Origin of the sequence: Streptomyces sp. NPDC050535, from assembly GCF_044457665.1 — a bacterium.
In the GTDB taxonomy this organism is placed as follows: Bacteria; Actinomycetota; Actinomycetes; order Streptomycetales; family Streptomycetaceae; genus Streptomyces.
Map to the genome: position 1 here is coordinate 1 of NZ_JBITHE010000035.1, position 16345 is coordinate 16345.

Here is a 16345-nt window from a genome sequence, read left to right on the forward strand (position 1 = left end):
AACGACGCCGTCTCCGAAGTGAACCGATCCCCCGTGAGCTGCATCCCGTCACCGGAATCACCCGCGAACCGGATAATCACCCGATCCAGCCGGCGTACGTCCTTGGGCGGGTGTGGCCCGGTGGTGGTGGTGGTGGTGTCGGTGTGCTCGGCTGGACTGCTGACCTGGCTGGTCACTGAACTGGACCTCCATCGAGGCGGCGGGGCGGGGCCGTTGGGCCTTCCCCTCTTTGTTCGTGGGCGCGCGTGGGGCTGGGGCGGGCAGCGAAACGGCCGGCGATGCCCGGGTCCTGCCCGGGTATCGCCGGCCGTTGGTCCGGCAGGCTCGGTTCGGTGCCTGTCAGGCCTTTTCGGTCTGTACGGCCGGGGCGTCGGCGGGGGCCTCGGGTACGGGCAGGGGGCCGCGGCGCAGCAGCAGGCCGGCGATGACGGCGCCGCCGGCGAAGATGGCGGCGCACCACCAGAACACCGTGGTGTAGCCCTCGATCGAGGCGTGCTGGAGCTGCTCGGGTGTGGGCCGGCCCTTGGCGTTGTCCGTCAGCCAGTTGGTGACGGCGGTGGCGGCGATCGTGTTGAGCAGGGCGGTGCCCAGGGCGCCGCCGAGCTGCTGTCCGGCGCTGATGCAGGCGGAGGCGATTCCCGAGTCGCGGGCTTCGACGCCGGAGGTGCCGGTGGTCAGGGCAGCGGCGTAGATGAGGCCCATGCCGAGGCCGACGACCATGAGCGGTCCCAGCAGGTCGGAGGCGTAGCCGGAGTCGACGCTGATGCCGGTGAGCCAGGCCATGCCGGCGGCGCTGATCAGCAGGCCGGTGGTGATCAGGGGCTTGGGGCCGTACTTGGGCATCAGCTTGGTGGCGCCGATGCCGGCGCCCAGGGTGGTGGCGACGATCATCGGGAGCAGGGCGACGCCGGAGGTGATCGCCGAGTAGTCGAGGGTGATCTGCATGTAGTAGATGAGGAAGAGCAGGATGCCGAACATGCCGGTGCCGACGAGCAGCACGGTGATGTAGGCGCCGCCGCGGTTGCGGTCCAGGACGATGCGGGGCGGCAGCAGCGGGGAGGAGGTGCGGGTCTGCCAGATGGCGAAGACGGTCAGCAGGGCGGCGCCTGCTACGAGGTAGCCCCAGGTGGAGGGGGTGCTCCAGCTCTCGTCGGCGGCGTTGGAGAGGCCGTAGACGAGGCTGAACATGCCGCCGGAGGCCAGCAGTACGCCGGGGAGGTCGATCCGGCCGCCGGTCTTGGGCTCCCGCTTGAGCAGGAGGGTGCCGCCGATGAGGGAGGCGGCGGCGAAGAACAGGTTGACGTACAGGCACCAGCGCCAGTCGAGGGCGGAGGTCAGTGCGCCGCCGATGATCAGTCCCAGGCCGGCGCCGCTGGCGACGACCCCGCTGAAGATGCCGAAGGCTTTGCCCTTCTCCTTCGGGTCGGTGAACGTGGTGGCGAGCAGGGCCAGGCAGGCGGGGGCGAGCATGGCGGCGAAGACGCCCTGGCAGGCACGGGCGGTGACCAGCATGCCGAAGCTGTTGGAGGCGCCGCCGACGGCGGAGGCGATCGCGAAGCCGGTGAGCCCGATGAGGAAGCTCTCCTTGCGGCCGATCACGTCGGACAGGCGTCCGAAGAACAGCAGCAGGCCGCCGAAGGACAGGGCGTAGGCGGTGACGATCCACTGTCTGTCGGCGTTGCTGAAGTCCAGCGTTTCCTGCGCCGTCGGGAGGGCGAGGTTCATGACGGTCAGGTCGAGGCCGACCATGAGGTACGCGGTGCAGATGACGGCGAGGATCAGCCACCGCTTCGGGTCGCCGGCCGCCCCTGAACTCGGCCCTGCCGCGGGGGCTGCGTTTTGTGTTGCCATGAACAATCTCCTTGTTCCATCGAACGGGGTGAGGCGTCATCCCTTATGACGAGACACGGCGGCTGACTTGTGACATCGCGTCCTGCCGTGCGGCAGGTCGCCGTCCGTGCCGGGCCGTTGATGGTGCCGGTCGTGTGTCGGCGTACGAGGGGGCGGCGGCGGGCAGGGTGCGGGTGCCCGCCGCCGCGGGGGGGGGTCAGTCCTGGACGTCGCCGTTGATGTGGCGCTGGAGGAAGTCGTGGGCCAGGTCGCCGAACTGGGCGCCGAACTCGACGGAGGCGTCCACGGTCGCGGTGAAGTGGACGCCGCCCCACACGCGGCTGCGGGCACAGTCCTGCTCGAGGTCGCTCCAGGTGTCCCAGCGCAGTTCGACTTCGGCGGCAGGGGTGAGGCCGGGCTCGGTGCGGGTGGAGCCGGCGGGGAGGCTGGACTTCCAGTTCAGGACGTCGTCGCCGAAGAAGCGGCGGGAGGCCTGGGCCTGGGAGGAGATCAGGATGGTGGAGCCGGAGGGGTAGTCGGGGTGGTCCCCGGCGGGGAGGTAGCTGGCCCATTCGTTCGCGGGCAGGTCGGTGACGGTGCCCTTGCCGGGGCCGCCCCAGGCGGTCACGGGGCTGTCGCCGTAGACGTGGCGGATGGCGCTGACGGGCCGCGGGGCCTCGTACTTGCGCTTGTGGTGCCAGGCGGCGATCAGGGCGTCGAAGCGGGCCACCGAGGTCACCGTGAACAGGTGGCACCAGCCGTCCAGGTCCAGGTCGTGGGCCTCGGCCGCGGCGCGCGGCGCGAGGGTGTGGCCCATCAGCTTGTTGTCGAAGAACTCCGCCTTGACCTTCTGCTCGTCGGTCAGAGCGGCCGACGCGGCCAGGACCTCGTCCACCGCGTTCTTGTACGCGCCGGTGTCGGTGTGGTCGGTGTGGCCGGGGGTGTCGAGCTTGAACTGGGCCGGGTCCTGGAAGGTGTGGGCGGTGACACGCTCGAGCTGGGGGGTGACGAAGTTCTGGACGACGAAGACGCCCATGTCGCCGGGGCCGCCGCCGACGCGGCGGCGGTGGGGGCCCGCGGTGGGCTGCCAGCGTGAGGGGTCGGCGAGTTCGTAGGCGGAGTTCACGGGCTGGTAGCCGGTGTAGTCCTCGAAGGGGCGGCCGTTGTAGGTGCGGCCCTCGTCGCCCAGGAAGTTGAGGCCGTCGCGCAGGCGGGCCTCGACGATGGCCTTGCCGGCGATGTTGCCGATGCCGATGGGGGTGGTGGGGTCCTGCGATTCGTCGTCGGGGTCCAGGCCGACGGCGAGCATCCCCTGCCGCATGACCAGCGCCCGCTCCTCGAACACGGCCCTGACGACCTGGTAGGAGGCGTAGAGGCCGGCGATGTTCTTGTTCTTGTTGGTGGCGGACTCGCTCGCGGGGCGGCGGTCTATGCGGGAGTACAGGCCGACCGCGGTGGGGTGGTAAGGGGCCAGCGCGTCGAACCAGGAGATCTGGAACAGGTGGGTGATCCAGATGTAGATGGTCGCGTCGTTGGGGCCGATGCCGCTCTCCGGAGGAAAGGCCCCGCCGGCGTTGGTGGTGACCAGGTCCCGGATGAAGTTGCCGTTGTCGAAGTCGAAGCCGATGCCGGCGGCGGGCTTCGCGGCCGGGCCGCCCGCCTTGGCGGCGGCGGGTGTTCCGGGGTGGCCCACGGACGTCGTCATGGGTGTGTCCTTTCTTCAGGAAGAGGGTTCAGCGGTCCAGGGCGCGCGGCCTGCTGGGCCGGCCGTGGCCTGGAGGAGTTCGGGGCGGTCGGACGGAAGCCGGGGGCCGCGGCGGGTGTCAGTCGCGGGCCGCCGTCAGGGTCTTCAGCTGCTTCTCCGAGATCTGGTAGTACGAGCCGAGGTCGAGGCGTTCTTCCTCGTGCGACCACTTGACGACCGAGGCGCGGACCCGCTCGCCCGCATACCGGTGCGGGGCGTTGTGCATGAACTGCTCGATTCCCGGTTCCAGTTCGGCGGGAAGGGCCGACAGGTCCAGGCCGGGGCGCGGCTGGGGGGCGAAGGAGATCCGCTGGATCTTCGGTGAGTCCCAGCTGAGGGTGGTGTAGATCCGGTAGGACGTGCAGGCGTACTTGAGTATCTGCTCGTCCGGTTCCGGAAGTCCTATTTCGCGGAGCATGGACAGCACGGATTCGGGTTCGAGGTTTCCGGCGGAGGGGAGCTGGAAATACACGTTCATAGTCCGGTGCTGGTAGTCGATTCCGATCACCGCGGTGCCGTCCAGGCCGTGCCGGGCGAAGAAGCCGGCGTTTTCGGCGAGTGCGGGCGGTATCGACGGGATGGCCGCGAGCTGCGCCACCGTCTGGAGTTCGGGGAAGAGCGCGTAGATCTTCTTGAAGCCGCCGGCGACGCCGCAGTCGATGGCGTACATGCCGATGGAGACGCGTTCCTGGAGGTCGGAGAGCAGTGTGGCGACGGGGTGGTCCGTCGGCGCCACGAAGCCGTTCGACACGGCGCGGGCGTAGGGGTCGTCGATTCCCGACACCTGGACGGTGAATTCGAGTTCGCCCGCCTGGCTCTCGCCGGTCTGCGCGCTGAAGACGATTCCGCTCTCCGCGGTTATCGCGTCCTCGTAAGCGGCGAGAATCGGCCAGACCTCGTCGCGCGGGCAGGCAGCGCCCACCAGTCGAGCCGATTCCTCAATGGCCGAGTACAGTTCCTCTGCCTCAGTGCCACCGGACATCCGTCCTCCAAGCAGTCAGCGTGAGCAAGTGTTTCCACGGGGAAATGCCGCATTCCGTATTCCGTCTTTCCGGAACCGGAACAAAACCGTCTGGACCGTATTCTTTGCGGGCCGAGGGCGGGGACGCAAGGCCGGGCGGCTGTGGCGAGCCTGGTCCTCCAGCGGAGTTCGAGGGGCCGGGAGATCGTCCTGGGCGGTTTCCCGAGCGGCGGGGCGCCGGCCACGGCGGAGCCCCCGGCCGCAGGGGCGGATCCCGGCGGCCGGGGGCTCTGGCGCACCGCGCCGGGGGCGGCCGGTGTCGGCTCAGGTGGGGTAGATGCCGTAGCGGCGGTCCCGGCTGCGGAGGTCGCGCAGGGCGGCGTCGAAGTCGTCCCGGGTCATGTCGGGCAGCAGCTGGGGCGAGAAGAACATCTCCGCGAAGGGCGACATCAGCGGGAAGAAGGACGACATGCGGTAGGAGTCGCCCATCCGGATCAGGTAGTCGACCGGCTCCGGCACATAGGCGTTCTCGGTCAGGATCTCCTCGGTCAGCTCCGGGATCTTCCCGTTGAACTTGTTGAAGATGCCGATCACTTCGTGGGAGAGGGACATGCCCAGGATGTAGTGGAGGGTGAACCCCGAGCCCTTGTCCGACTTGTCCCGCAGGACCTCCAGCTCCGAGAGCCAGCTCTCGGGTACCACCTCGAGCGTCCCGGAGAAGTCGAAGTTGAGGCTGTCGTGGGAGCGCCGTACCACCTCGGTGAACGCGTTCATGGCGGTTTCCACCGCGGCCTCGGAGCGGCTGTAGTTCGCGACGGAGGAGACCGTGATGTAGAAGGTGGTGAAGCCCTCCTCCCGGGCCCAGTCCACGAACTCGACCAGCTTGTCCGTCATGGCCGCGTAGCTGTCGTCGAGGGAGACTCCGTGCTCCTTGGACCAGCGGCGCATTCCGTCCGGCAGCAGCATCAGGTTGCTCACCGTGATCTCCTTTGGTTGACGTGATCTGTCGTTTCGGCAAGGGCCGCCGGCACGGGCGTTGACGTGGCCGGAGGGCCGCAGTCCTGCCGCCGCGCCGCGGCCGGAGGGCCGGCGGCGCGGCAGGCAGGGGCGATGGGCGCGGCGGCAGGCGGCGTGCGCCTGGGCCGGCCGGTGGAGGGCCGGGCCCGGCTCCTTACGCGATCTTCGTCGCGGACAGGATGGCCTGGACGGGGATGACGTCCGGCGGGATCTCGGAGGAGTCCTTGGTGACGGCCTTGGTGAGCTTGAAGCCGCACTCCTCCAGCCAGCGCTCGTAGGTCGACAGCTTCTGCGGTCCGCCCTGGCCCATGGTGCAGCCGATGAAGAAGGCCGGGAAGAAGTCGACGTTGTAGTTGTCGGTGTCCTTGATGTTCTCCGGGTAGACCGGCACCAGGATGTTGACCTGGCCGCCGACCTCGAGGGACTTGTTGACGCCCTGGAGGATCCGGAACACGTCGTCCTTGTCGAACATGTCGAGGAAGTGCTTGATCAGGACGACGTCGAAGCCCTGCGGGATCTCGTCGAAGACGTTGCCGCCGACGAAGGAGAGGTGCTCCTGAAGGCCTGCGGCGCGGAAGTTCTCCAGCGCCTTGGTCTCCTTGTCCGGCAGGTCGAAGGTGGTCACCCGCAGGCCGGGAGAGGCCTTGTGCTGGTAGGTGTGGATCGCCCCGAGGCCGGTGTTGCCGGCGACGTCCAGGACCCGGGAGCCGGCGGGGATGTCGACGTTGGCGAAGAACCAGGGGTCGATGTTGGCGGTGACGTTGTTCATCAGGGTGAGCCAGGAGTCGTTGAGGTCCTGGTGGTCGGCGACGGCGTCGTAGAGGGTGCCCTCGGCTCCGTAGAGCTCCTTGAGGCCCACGACGGTGCCGGTGCGCGCGCTCTCGGTGAGGTAGAACAGCTGCCGCAGCGCGGTGACCTTGATGAGGTTCATGTAGGCGAGCGCCCGCTTGATGTCGCGCTCGGCGACCTCGCCGAGCGCGTCCAGGGAGTAGGCGGCCGTGTCCTCGTCGTAGGCGACGAAGCCTTCCTTGACGAGCAGGAAGAGGAGCTGCTCCACGGCGTCCGGCTTGGCGCCGACGGCGTCGCCGAGCTCGGTGGCGGTCAGGTTCGGGGTGTCCCGGAGCTGGTCGATGAGGCCGAGTTCGAAGCAGGACAGCAGGCTCATGAACCGCGAGGGTCCCACCATGTATTCGCGAAAACGGGCGAGCGTGGCTTCCGATGACAAGGCGTTAGCCCCTTTCAGGTTCAGACCGGTTGGGTTGGTTCCACCGCCGGGGCGGTGGGCTGGTCACGGGTCACGCACGCTCTTCCGGCCGCTGTGCGAAGCGGCGGGCCAGCGCCAGGCGCTGCACCTTCAGCGTGGCGGTGCGGGGCAGTTCGGCCTGCGGGATCTGGACGGGGTCGGCGAGCTGGGGGAAGGCGGCGACGGCGGCGCGCCAGCGGCCCGCGTCCAGCGGTTTGTCGTCGACGGTGCAGATGACCGGGACGGGCTCGGAGTTGGGGCCCTGCACGACGACGAGTTCGCTCAGTTCGCTCAGCTTGCTCAGGACGACGTCCTCGACCTCCAGGGAGCTGCGCACCCCGGGGATCATGTCGACCTCGCGGTCGAGCATGTGCAGGCAGCCGAGCCGGGTGCGGTAGCCGACGTCGCCGGTGCGCCACCAGTGGCCGTTGCGGTTGGTGTCGTAGCGGTCCTGTTCGGCGAAGTAGGTCTTCGCCAGGCCGTCCCAGGCGACCTCGATGAAGCCGGGGTTCTTCTCGGAGGGGGTCTTGCCGTCGCGGCTGACCACGCGGATCTTCGCGGCGCCGCCCGGCATGGCCCAGCCCACGCAGCGGCCGTTGGCCTTGTGGGCGGAGTTGCGGAAGTAGGCGCGGCCCACGGCCGGGCCCACCTCGCTCTGCCCGTAGATCTGGAAGAAGAGGGCGCCGCGGCGGTCGGAGGACTTCAGCAGGCGGCTCATGGTGCGGGGGTGGATGGCGTCGAAGGTGCTGCTGAAGACCTTGACCGAGCCGAAGGGGCGGCGGGGGTCCTCGGCGAGTTCCTCCCACTCCATCAGCGAGTTGGGCAGTGCCTCCACGAACGCCGGCCGGTGGCGGGCGAACTGCTCGGCGACGTCGGCGGGGTCCGACTCCCGCATGAGCAGGACCGGCCATTCCTTGAGGAGGGCCAGGGTCATCGCCGCGACCATCCGCGAGTGCACGAAGGGGATGTGGATCGCGACGGTCTCCCGCTTGCGGATCAGGGACAGCAGCCGCCACTGCGGGATGAGCCGCCTGCCCTGGGTGCGGGGGGTGTGCACCACGAGCTTGGGGATGCCGGTGGTGCCGGAGGTGTGGGTGATCACGGCGGCCTCGTCGATCGGCCGCACCACCGGTGCGACGCGCGGCGAGCCGGCGAGCGCGGCGAGCGACTGGGTGCCCGGCCGCTCGCCGGACACGGCGATCACCCGGCGGGTGAGGTCCGCCAGCGGGATCTCGTGCAGGATCTCGAGCTTGGGCTCGTCGGTGACCAGGGTGGGCTGGTCGACCCGCTGGAGCAGGGCGGCCACGGTCGCGGCGTCCAGGGCGGGCGACAGGTTCACCGGGACCGCCCCGATACGGGAGGCGGCGGCGGCCAGCATCCACAGGTCGGCGTTGGCCCTCTTGTAGAGCACGACGCGCTCGTCGGGCCGGACCCCGGCCGCCCACAGGCGGCCCGCCAGGTCGTCCACGTGCCCGGCGTACTCCGCCACCGTCAGGTGCCGTCCCGCGCCGGGGAAGATGTCCAGGTCGTGGTCCAGGGTGATCGGCGTCGACCCGTTCACGGCCGCGGCCATCTCCGGCAGCAGGCCGATGTGAAGCCCGCGCTTCTGTATCGATTTATAGGCTGTTGAGCCCTTCATGGGGACTGTCTCCTTTGGGGCACGCGGCGAGGTCGACGACGCGTCGGGCGGCATCCGGGACGGAGCCGGCCGGCGTCAGGGCGGCGCGGGCCCTCTCGCGGGGGCGTCGGCGCCGTAGGGCTGGCTGATCGGGCACCGCCCTGCTCGGGGCGGTGCCGGTTGCGCGGCGGCGGGCATGCGAAAGCCGTGACACCGGACCGGGCCGGCGGGGGCCCGTCCCGGTCCGGCGTCACGGAGCCGGGGTGGAGCGGTGCGCACCGGCGGCCCCCCGGTACGGGAGTGCGGGCCGCCGGCGGGTGCGCTAGGCGGCGCGCCGGGCGGGCGTGGCGTGGGTGCGCAGCGCGCGCCGGACGACGTCGGCGACCCGTTCTGTCTGGTCCTCGGTCAGTTCGGCGTGCATGGGGATGGCGAGGTTGCGGGCGAAGAGGTCGGCGGAGACCGGGCAGGTCTGCCCGGTGCGGAACACGGGCTGGACGTGGGTGGCCCAGGTGCCGTGGCCGCAGCCGATGCCCTGGGCGCGCAGGTCGGTGGCCAGGCCCGCGCGGTCCACGCTCCGGTCCAGCGTCACCACGTAGGACTGCCAGGCGTGGGTTCGGTCCTGGGGCACGTGGGGCAGGGTGAGAAGTTCCTCGCCGGCGAAGAGTTCGGCGTAGCGGGCGGCGACCGCGCTGCGGCGCTGCAGGAGTTCGCCGATCCGCCCTATCTGCACCTGGAGGATCGCCGCGGCGATGTCGGACAGTTTGAAGTTGTAGCCGATCTCGGTGAATTCGGGGATCGGCAGGCCGATGATCTGGGCCTGGTCGAAGATGCTGCCGATGCCGAAGGAGGACCGCAGCCGGGCGTCGGCCGCGATGGCCGGGTCGGCGGCGATCAGTGCGCCGCCCTCGCCGCTGGTGGCTCCCTTGCGTCCGTGGAAGGACAGGCAGGCCACCTCGGCCAGTGCTCCCGCCTCGCGTCCCTGGTAGGTGGCGCCGACCGCGCAGGCCGCGTCCTCGACGACGAACAGGCCGTGGCGGTCGGCGATCTCCTTGAGCGGTGTGTAGTCCGCGGGCAGGCCGACCGTGTCGACCGCGATCACGCCCACCGTCCTGTCGGTGACCAGGGCGGCCACCGCCTGCGGGTCGATGGTGCCGGTGTCGGCCCGCACGTCGGCGAAGACGGGGACGGCGCCGACGTAGCGCACCGCGTGGGCGGGCGCGGGGAAGGTGTAGTCGGCGACGATGACCTCGTCGCCGGGCTTGACGCCGAGGGCGAGCATGGCCAGATGGAGGGCTGCGCCGCAGTTGCTGACCGCGACCGCTCCCCCGGCGCCGTAGCGCTGTGCCAGCTGGGCCTCGAGCGCCTTGCCCCTGGGTCCCTGGCCGGCCGGCCAGCCCGAGGCGAACACCTCGGCGACGGCCGCCAGTTCCTGCTCACCCAGGCTCGCGTGCACCAGGGGAATCGTGTCCACCGTCGTCATCTCCCTATGCCTCACGCTCGGTTGCCGGCGCGGCGTCCACCAGGACGGGCGGGTCGAAGCGCATCGGGGTGATCTGGCTGACGTCGTAGCGCTTGCGCATCTCCTCCACCGCCGCGGGGTCCACCGTCCGGCCGGTCGACCAGATCTCGGTGATCTCCTCGAAGTAGTGCTCGTGCTCGGGCGAGGGGTAGCTCTGGAACAGCATGCGGGTCGGCTGGTCGGTGGGGTTGCGGAAGGCGTGCGGGGTGCCCGGGGGGACGAACATGCAGCTGCCCGCGCCCGCCCGCACGGCGCGGTCCCCGCCGGCGGACTCCCAGTGGTGCCAGGTGTCCCCGGTGCGCTCGGACGGCTCGAACGCGAGGAGTTCCAGCTCGCCTTCGAGGATGTAGAAGAACTCCTGCGACTCGTTGTGGACGTGCGCCCCGACGTCGAACCCGGGCGGCACGACCACCTCGAAGATGGAGGTGGAGGAGCCCTGCGCGGCGGTGGCCTTGAAGGTCACCTCCTGCGCCTTGGTGGTCAGCTTCCGCCCCTCACCGGCAGGGGTGATCAGGGTAGTCATACGATTCGCATCCTTATGTCCGTACGAAACTGGGGCTGATGGCGGATTCGGGGCGCTCCGCCGGGCTCAGTCGAGGGGCAGCGGGGTGTCCACGGCCCAGCGGCCCAGCGCCATCTCGGCGGTGATGCCGGGGCCGAACCCCGCGATCAGACCGGTGGCGTCCGCGGCCGGCGCGTCCTGTTCGAACAGGCGGCGGGCCGCGTCGAAGACCACGGCGCTGGCGATGTTGCCGTACTCGGTCAGCGTCGCCCAGCTGTGGCGGAACACCTGGCGGTCGACGTCGAGGAACTTGGCGAGGTCGTCCAGGATCCGCGGGCCGCCGGCGTGCACGATGTAGAAGTCGAGCTTGCCGATGTCCCAGCTGTGGTCCTTGGCGAACTCCCGCAGCACCGGGGCCAGCGGCTCCATCGTGCCGGGCACCCGGCGGTCCAGCTGGAAGTGGAAGCCGGTGTCGCGGACCGCGTAGGAGATCCAGTCCTCGGTGTGGGGGATGAGGTAGGAGGCGTTGCGCTCCAGCTCGATGCCCACGCCGCCGTTGCCGCGCACCACGGCGGCCGCGACCGCGTCGCCGAACAGCCCGTCGGAGAGCAGGGATCCGATGTCGTCCATGTCCGGCTGGTAGCACAGTGAGCACAGCTCGCACGAGACGATCAGGACGTTGCTGCCCGGGTGCGCCAGGCAGAAGTCGTGGGCACGGTTGACCGCCGCTCCGCCCGCCGCGCATCCCAGCTGAGCGATGGGGATCTGCACGGTGTCGGACTTGAACCCGAGCTTGTTGATCAGCCAGGCCGTCAGCGACGGCATCAGGAACCCGGTGCACGACACGTAGATGATCGCGTCGATGTCGCGGGCGGCCACGCCGGCGTTCACCAGGGCCTCTTCGATGACCTGGGGGGTGCGCTTCTTGGACTCGGCCTCGTAGATGCGGTTGCGTTCGGTCAGGCCGGGATGGCTGAGGGTCTTCTCGATGGGCTGGACGAGATGCCGCTTCTGCACCCCCGTGTTCTGGATCAGCCGGAGCGCCAGAGCAAGCTGCGGCTTTCCGCCATGGGCCTGTCGGGCGAATTCCAGCGTCTCTTCCATCGTGATGACGTGTTCCGGCGCATTCACCGCGGGCTTGCATAGCCTTGGCATAGGTGGGCTCTGCTTTCTCTCGAGTCTGCCTTCTTTGCGGGAAGAGTCCTTCGCGCACTCCCGGTGCTGCCCGGTCGTGGCCGGCACGGGGCGGTGCCGGCCACGGCCGGGGGTCTTGAGGGCCGCGGGCCGGCACGGGCGCCGCCCGCGGCCGTGGTGCGGGAGGTACGGGGCCCGCCCCGGCCCGCGCCGGTCGCGCGGGGGCCGCGGCCCGCTCCGCTGCGTTCCGGCTGGACCCGGCTGCGGGCAGCGGGCGTTCGCCGTCCGCCCGGGGCCGGCGCGGAGAGCGGGAACGGTCCCGCCCGCGGCGTGGCCGGGGGCGCGCTCACGCCGCTATCGGCTGCGGGCCGATGCCCGCCAGGGCGGAGAGGATCGGCGGCCGGCTCCAGTCCGGCGGGGACAGCGTGATGTCCAGGAGGTGCGCGGCGCCGCTCTCCACCCGCACCGGGCCCGCGGTGGCCATCAGCTGTGCGGGGTCCGCGCCGGCCGCACCGGCGGGATGCCCGCCCCGGGCCACCGCGTGGATGTACCAGCTGCCGGCGGGGACACGGGCCAGCGTGAAGCGGCCCGGCGCGGACGCGTTGTTCCAGGACGCGGGGGTTCCCTGGAGTATCGGGCCCTCGAAGGCGCCGACGTAGACGGGCGAGAGCGCACTCCCGGCGGTGCGCAGCACCCCCGTCACCGAGCCGGTGCAGCGGGCGGCCGGCACCGTGGACGGCGCCGCTTCGGCCGGCGCGGGCTCCCGCGTCCCGCCGGGGACCTGGAGCGCCAGCTTGCGGTACTGCGTGGGCGAGAGCCCGACCGACTCGGTGAAGCGGCGGGTGAAGCTTCCCGTGCTGCTGTACCCGACCCGCGCCGAGACGTCGGCGACGTTGAGCGAGGTGCTCAGGAGCAGCCGCTTGGCCTCCTGGAGCCGCACCGCGCTCAGGAACCGCCCCGGAGTGACACCGGTGACCCGGGTGAACACCCGCAGGAAGTGGTACTTGCTGACCATCGCGCTCCGCGCGAGGTCATCGAGGCTGAGCGGCTCCCAGAAGCGTTCGCGGATGGTGGTCACGGCATGCTGCACGAGGTGCTCCATGAAGGGCTCCCGATGACGATCGTCCGGCAGTACCGCAGCCGGGAGATCTGAGGGTTCGCTGGTGTCGGGACGGGCTGGTGACGGGCGCGGGGCGCGGGCGGGCCGGCCGAGGACCCGCGACCGGGGTCGCAAGAACGGCGCGCGCCGGGCCCGCGGAGTGCGGGGGCGGCGCGCGCCGGTGGGGTCGTGCGGGTGGGGCCCGTCGGTCGGCAGGCCGACGGGAACGCCCGGCACACCGGGCAGTTGGGGGTAGGGCACCCAGGTCGCGGCCCGCTCCCCCAGGCCCGGCGGGGGTGCCGGGGGCGGAGGCGGTGTTCCGCGCGTTCGCCGGGGCGGCGGGGGCGGGCATCGGCGTGGCCGGGTGCGGACGCCCGCGGGGTCAACTCCTGGTGGCGGCAGGCCACTTCGGTGTCTGTGGGGCGCGGGGTCGCGGGGCGCGGCCGGGGGTGTTCTTCCCGCACCGGCCGCGACCGCGGGGGCGCTGTCCGGGCTCCGGCCGGCGGGAGAGGTGTCTCAACGGGCCGGTCGGCGCGGGGGGTTCGGGATGCCGTTCGGCTGTCGGCTCAGCCGTCGCACCCGGCTGCGGGCCCGGTCCGTGCACCATGACGGACTCGGTCTCGCCCGCACGGGACGGGGCGTAGCGCCCAATCCCCCACCGTGGAATGGGTTTTGGGCAGGGGAGGCGTGCTGAAATAGTGACACGGTTGGCATCTCCGCGCCAAGAGCACCTGAAAGTGAGCTGAATCACGTCATCCGTGATCGCGGGTGATCGCGGGCGCGGAAAGTCCCGCGCGGGGCGGTGAATGGGCCGGTGTGATTCCGGCGGCCCGCGGTGTGGGCGGCGGGCAGGCGGCCGCGTGCGGGAGCCGGGTTCGGCGCCGGGGCCGGCGGGCTCGGCAAGGCGGCGCCCGACGGCCCGCTCGGCGGGGCGTCGGGCGGCGGGCTCGGCGGGGCGTCGGGCGGCGGGCTCGGCGGGGCGGGGTGAAGTGGCCGGTCAGGCGGCCGGGTTGTGCTCCGGCGGCAGGATCAGGGTGGGTTCCAGCGGAACCCGGACGGCGGGCTCCTCGTGGACCTTGGCCAGTGCGTGGCGGGGGCCCCGCTGCTGGCGCCATCCGGCCTGGGCGGCGACGACGGCGACGTAGGGGATGGCGACGCCGCCGACGAGGGCGCACATCGCGAGGACGGGCCAGCGGTTCCAGGTGAGGGCCATCACGACCACGCAGGCGCTGCGTACCAGCATGGCCGCGATGTAGCGGCGCTGGCGGCCTCGCACGTCCTGGGTGAGGCCGGTGCGTGCCTGGGTGATGGGCTCGGCCACCGGTCCGTCCCGGTGCCAGGGGATTCTGCTCATCGGGCCTCCGTGGATGCGCCGGCGCGAGCGCCGGAAAGCCGGACAGGGGCGGGCTGGTACTGAACTGGGCCGGTGTGCGGGGTTGTTGGCGCTGCGGGGTCCGTGCCGCGCCGGCCGGCCGGGCCGGGTGTGAGGCGGCGTACGGCACGGGGGCCGGACGACGGCGGCGGCGCGGGTGACCGTTCCCCGATCACCCGCGCCGCCGTGGCCCGGTACTGCGCTGTGCGGTGCTGCGGTGTTGCTGTGTGGTGGGGCCGGTCAGTGCTGTTCCGGGTCCGTCTCCCGGCCCTGGACGGCGGGCTGCGGGACGGATTCGCGGTGGCCGTTGGAAGAGGCGTGCCCGTTGGAGGCGGCGTGTCCGTTGGAGGAGGCGTCGCCGTTGGAGGCGGCGTGCCCGTTGGAGGAGTGGCCGGCGTGTTCCAGGGCCTGCCGCATCTCCTGCGGTGTGGGGGTCGCGATCTGTCCGCCGTAGAGCCAGTGGCTGAGACGGTGGCGCACCTTGTCCGCGCGGCCCTGCGGGTTGGGGACGCCGTCGTGTTCGGGTTCGGCCGCGGGCAGCGGCTGGGGCATCTCCTTGGACAGCAGGGTGTATTCCGCTCCGCGGTCCAGGCGTTCGTGGACCTCGACGAACTCGCCGTGCGGCAGGCGCACGATCCTTCCGCTCTCGCGGCCGTGCAGGAGTTTGTCGCGGTCGCGGCGCTGGAGTCCCAGGCAGATCCGTTTGGTGATGACGTAGGTCAGCGCCGGGACGACGAACACCCCGATGCGGACCGCCCAGGTGATCGAGTTCAGCGACATGTGGAATCGCTCGGCCAGGACGTCGTTGGCGCCGCCGAAGAACAGCACCAGGTACAGGGCGACCATGGACAGGACGAACGAGGTGCGGGTGGGGTGGTCGCGCGGCCGGTCCAGGAGGTGGTGCTCGCGTTTGTCGCCGGTGACCCAGGCCTCCAGGAACGGCCACAGGCCGATCACCGCCATCATCACGGTGGGCAGGACGACGCCGGGGATCACGATGCCGAGGTTGACGGTGTAGCCGCCGGGGATGACGAACTCCCAGGCGGGCATGGCGCGCAGGGCGCCTTCCAGGAAGCCCATGTACCAGTCGGGCTGGGAGCCCTGGGAGATCAGGTCGGTGCGGTAGGGGCCGAACGACCACACGGGGTTGATCTGGGCGATGCCCGCGAGCAGTGCGAGGATCCCGGTGACCAGGAAGAAGAAGCCGCCGGCCTTGGCCGTGTAGTGCGGCATCAGGGGCTGGCCGATGACGTTCTTCTCGGTGCGGGCGGGTCCCCGGAACTGGGTGTGCTTGTGGTAGAAGACCAGGATCAGGTGGACGGTGAGCAGCGCCACGATGAGTCCGGGCAGCAGCAGGATGTGGAAGCTGTAGAGCCGGGGGATGGCGTCCTGGCCGGGGAACTCGCCGCCGAACAGGAACATCTGGAGGTAGGTGCCGACCAGCGGGACGGCGAGGGTGATGCCCTCGGCGATGCGCAGGCCGGTGCCCGAGAGCAGGTCGTCGGGGAGTGAGTACCCGAAGAAGCCTTCCAGGGTGACCAGGATCAGCAGGGCGAAGCCGAACAGCCAGTTGGCCTCGCGCGGCTTGCGGAACGAGCCGGTGAGCAGGTGCCTGAGCATGTGCAGGCAGAGTGCGCCGATCATGATCAGGGCCGACCAGTGGTGCAGTTGGCGCACCAGGAGGCCGCCGCGCACCTCGAAGCTGATCTCGATCGTGGAGGCGTAGGCCTGGGACATCCGCACGCCCTCCAACGGGGCGTACGGGCCGTCGTAGACGGTCTCGGCCATGCTGGGGTCGAAGAAGAAGGTGAGCCAGACTCCGGTGAGGAGCAGCATGACGAAGCTGTAGAGCGCGATCTCGCCGAACATGAAGGACCAGTGGTCGGGAAAGACCTTGCGGATCAGGAACCGGAAGTTGTAGATCCCCAGCCGGCCGTCGGTCCAGTCGGCGATGCGTTCGCCCCGCGGTGGCACTGTGGTGCGCGTGCTCCGCGGTGTCGTGTCGGTCCCGCTCATACCCGCGCGCCCTCCCCTCGCCGCTCGGCTGTCACGGGCATACCCGCACCGGCCGAAAAGCAGTCGGTGGGGTGGGCGGCCTGCCGCGGCGGACGCAGGTGCGTGCCCTGGAGCGGGTGGAACGCTATCGGCCTGTGATGTGGCCGGACAACCGAACTCGAGCCAAACACATGGTCCAACTCGAGTGTTTCTTGAGCGAGTTGCGAGTCACCCGGGTATTCATCGGCCTCCCTCGTACACAACAGGCGTCTTTTTTCCGCCGTGTTGCTGGTGCACACCGACTCCCGGCC

Annotated in this window: 12 protein-coding genes; all 12 read right to left on the reverse strand. The window is 70.8% G+C overall.

Annotated elements, in window-relative coordinates; translation table 11 throughout:
• Positions 1 to 339: 339 nt before the first annotated feature.
• The 12 genes from ACIBLC_RS39100 to ACIBLC_RS39155 all read right to left on the reverse strand — a co-directional run bounded on the left by ACIBLC_RS39100 (position 340) and on the right by ACIBLC_RS39155 (position 16055).
• Positions 340 to 1851 (reverse strand): MFS transporter, encoded by a 1512-nt coding sequence (locus ACIBLC_RS39100; protein WP_399216245.1) that lies wholly within the window; start codon positions 1849 to 1851, stop codon positions 340 to 342.
• Between the two features lie 196 nt (positions 1852 to 2047).
• Positions 2048 to 3535 carry a vanadium-dependent haloperoxidase gene (locus ACIBLC_RS39105; RefSeq protein ID WP_399216246.1) on the reverse strand — a complete coding sequence of 496 codons (1488 nt, stop codon included), beginning with the start codon at positions 3533 to 3535 and terminating at the stop codon, positions 2048 to 2050.
• Positions 3536 to 3653: 118 nt separating this feature from the next.
• On the reverse strand, positions 3654 to 4556 hold the full coding sequence (locus ACIBLC_RS39110) for an aromatic prenyltransferase (RefSeq protein ID WP_399216247.1): 903 nt from the start codon (positions 4554 to 4556) through the stop codon (positions 3654 to 3656).
• A 303-nt stretch (positions 4557 to 4859) separates the two neighbouring features.
• Entirely contained in the window at positions 4860 to 5513 is a 654-nt protein-coding gene (locus ACIBLC_RS39115) for an undecaprenyl diphosphate synthase family protein (RefSeq protein WP_399216248.1), read from the reverse strand.
• A gap of 193 nt (positions 5514 to 5706) precedes the next feature.
• Positions 5707 to 6717, reverse strand: a complete 1011-nt coding sequence (locus ACIBLC_RS39120) for a methyltransferase (RefSeq protein ID WP_399216249.1) — start codon at positions 6715 to 6717, stop codon at positions 5707 to 5709.
• Positions 6718 to 6847: 130 nt separating this feature from the next.
• Positions 6848 to 8434 (reverse strand): AMP-binding protein, encoded by a 1587-nt coding sequence (locus tag ACIBLC_RS39125; protein WP_399216250.1) that lies wholly within the window; start codon positions 8432 to 8434, stop codon positions 6848 to 6850.
• Between the two features lie 301 nt (positions 8435 to 8735).
• Positions 8736 to 9884, reverse strand: a complete 1149-nt coding sequence (locus ACIBLC_RS39130; RefSeq protein ID WP_399216251.1) for a DegT/DnrJ/EryC1/StrS family aminotransferase — start codon at positions 9882 to 9884, stop codon at positions 8736 to 8738.
• Between the two features lie 13 nt (positions 9885 to 9897).
• On the reverse strand, positions 9898 to 10455 hold the full coding sequence (locus ACIBLC_RS39135) for a cupin domain-containing protein (RefSeq protein WP_399216252.1): 558 nt from the start codon (positions 10453 to 10455) through the stop codon (positions 9898 to 9900).
• Between the two features lie 66 nt (positions 10456 to 10521).
• A complete protein-coding gene (locus ACIBLC_RS39140; protein WP_399216253.1) occupies positions 10522 to 11589 on the reverse strand; it encodes a type III polyketide synthase in 1068 nt (355 codons plus the stop codon).
• A gap of 325 nt (positions 11590 to 11914) precedes the next feature.
• Positions 11915 to 12670 carry a helix-turn-helix transcriptional regulator gene (locus ACIBLC_RS39145; protein ID WP_399216254.1) on the reverse strand — a complete coding sequence of 252 codons (756 nt, stop codon included), beginning with the start codon at positions 12668 to 12670 and terminating at the stop codon, positions 11915 to 11917.
• Between the two features lie 994 nt (positions 12671 to 13664).
• On the reverse strand, positions 13665 to 14021 hold the full coding sequence (locus ACIBLC_RS39150) for a DUF3099 domain-containing protein (RefSeq protein WP_399216255.1): 357 nt from the start codon (positions 14019 to 14021) through the stop codon (positions 13665 to 13667).
• A 258-nt stretch (positions 14022 to 14279) separates the two neighbouring features.
• The gene (locus ACIBLC_RS39155) at positions 14280 to 16055 is read right to left on the reverse strand and encodes a cytochrome bc complex cytochrome b subunit (RefSeq protein ID WP_399216256.1); all 1776 of its coding nucleotides are present in this window, start codon (positions 16053 to 16055) and stop codon (positions 14280 to 14282) included.
• Between the last annotated feature and the right edge of the window lie 290 nt (positions 16056 to 16345).

Coding starts and splice junctions, on each gene's coding strand:
- ACIBLC_RS39135 (WP_399216252.1), bottom strand. CDS start 10,455: ATGACTACCCTGATCACCCCTGCCGGTGAGGGGCGGAAGCTGACCACC.
- ACIBLC_RS39110 (WP_399216247.1), bottom strand. CDS start 4,556: ATGTCCGGTGGCACTGAGGCAGAGGAACTGTACTCGGCCATTGAGGAA.
- ACIBLC_RS39125 (WP_399216250.1), bottom strand. CDS start 8,434: ATGAAGGGCTCAACAGCCTATAAATCGATACAGAAGCGCGGGCTTCAC.
- ACIBLC_RS39150 (WP_399216255.1), bottom strand. CDS start 14,021: ATGAGCAGAATCCCCTGGCACCGGGACGGACCGGTGGCCGAGCCCATC.
- ACIBLC_RS39120 (WP_399216249.1), bottom strand. CDS start 6,717: ATGAGCCTGCTGTCCTGCTTCGAACTCGGCCTCATCGACCAGCTCCGG.
- ACIBLC_RS39140 (WP_399216253.1), bottom strand. CDS start 11,589: ATGCCAAGGCTATGCAAGCCCGCGGTGAATGCGCCGGAACACGTCATC.
- ACIBLC_RS39105 (WP_399216246.1), bottom strand. CDS start 3,535: ATGACGACGTCCGTGGGCCACCCCGGAACACCCGCCGCCGCCAAGGCG.
- ACIBLC_RS39155 (WP_399216256.1), bottom strand. CDS start 16,055: ATGAGCGGGACCGACACGACACCGCGGAGCACGCGCACCACAGTGCCA.
- ACIBLC_RS39145 (WP_399216254.1), bottom strand. CDS start 12,670: ATGGAGCACCTCGTGCAGCATGCCGTGACCACCATCCGCGAACGCTTC.
- ACIBLC_RS39100 (WP_399216245.1), bottom strand. CDS start 1,851: ATGGCAACACAAAACGCAGCCCCCGCGGCAGGGCCGAGTTCAGGGGCG.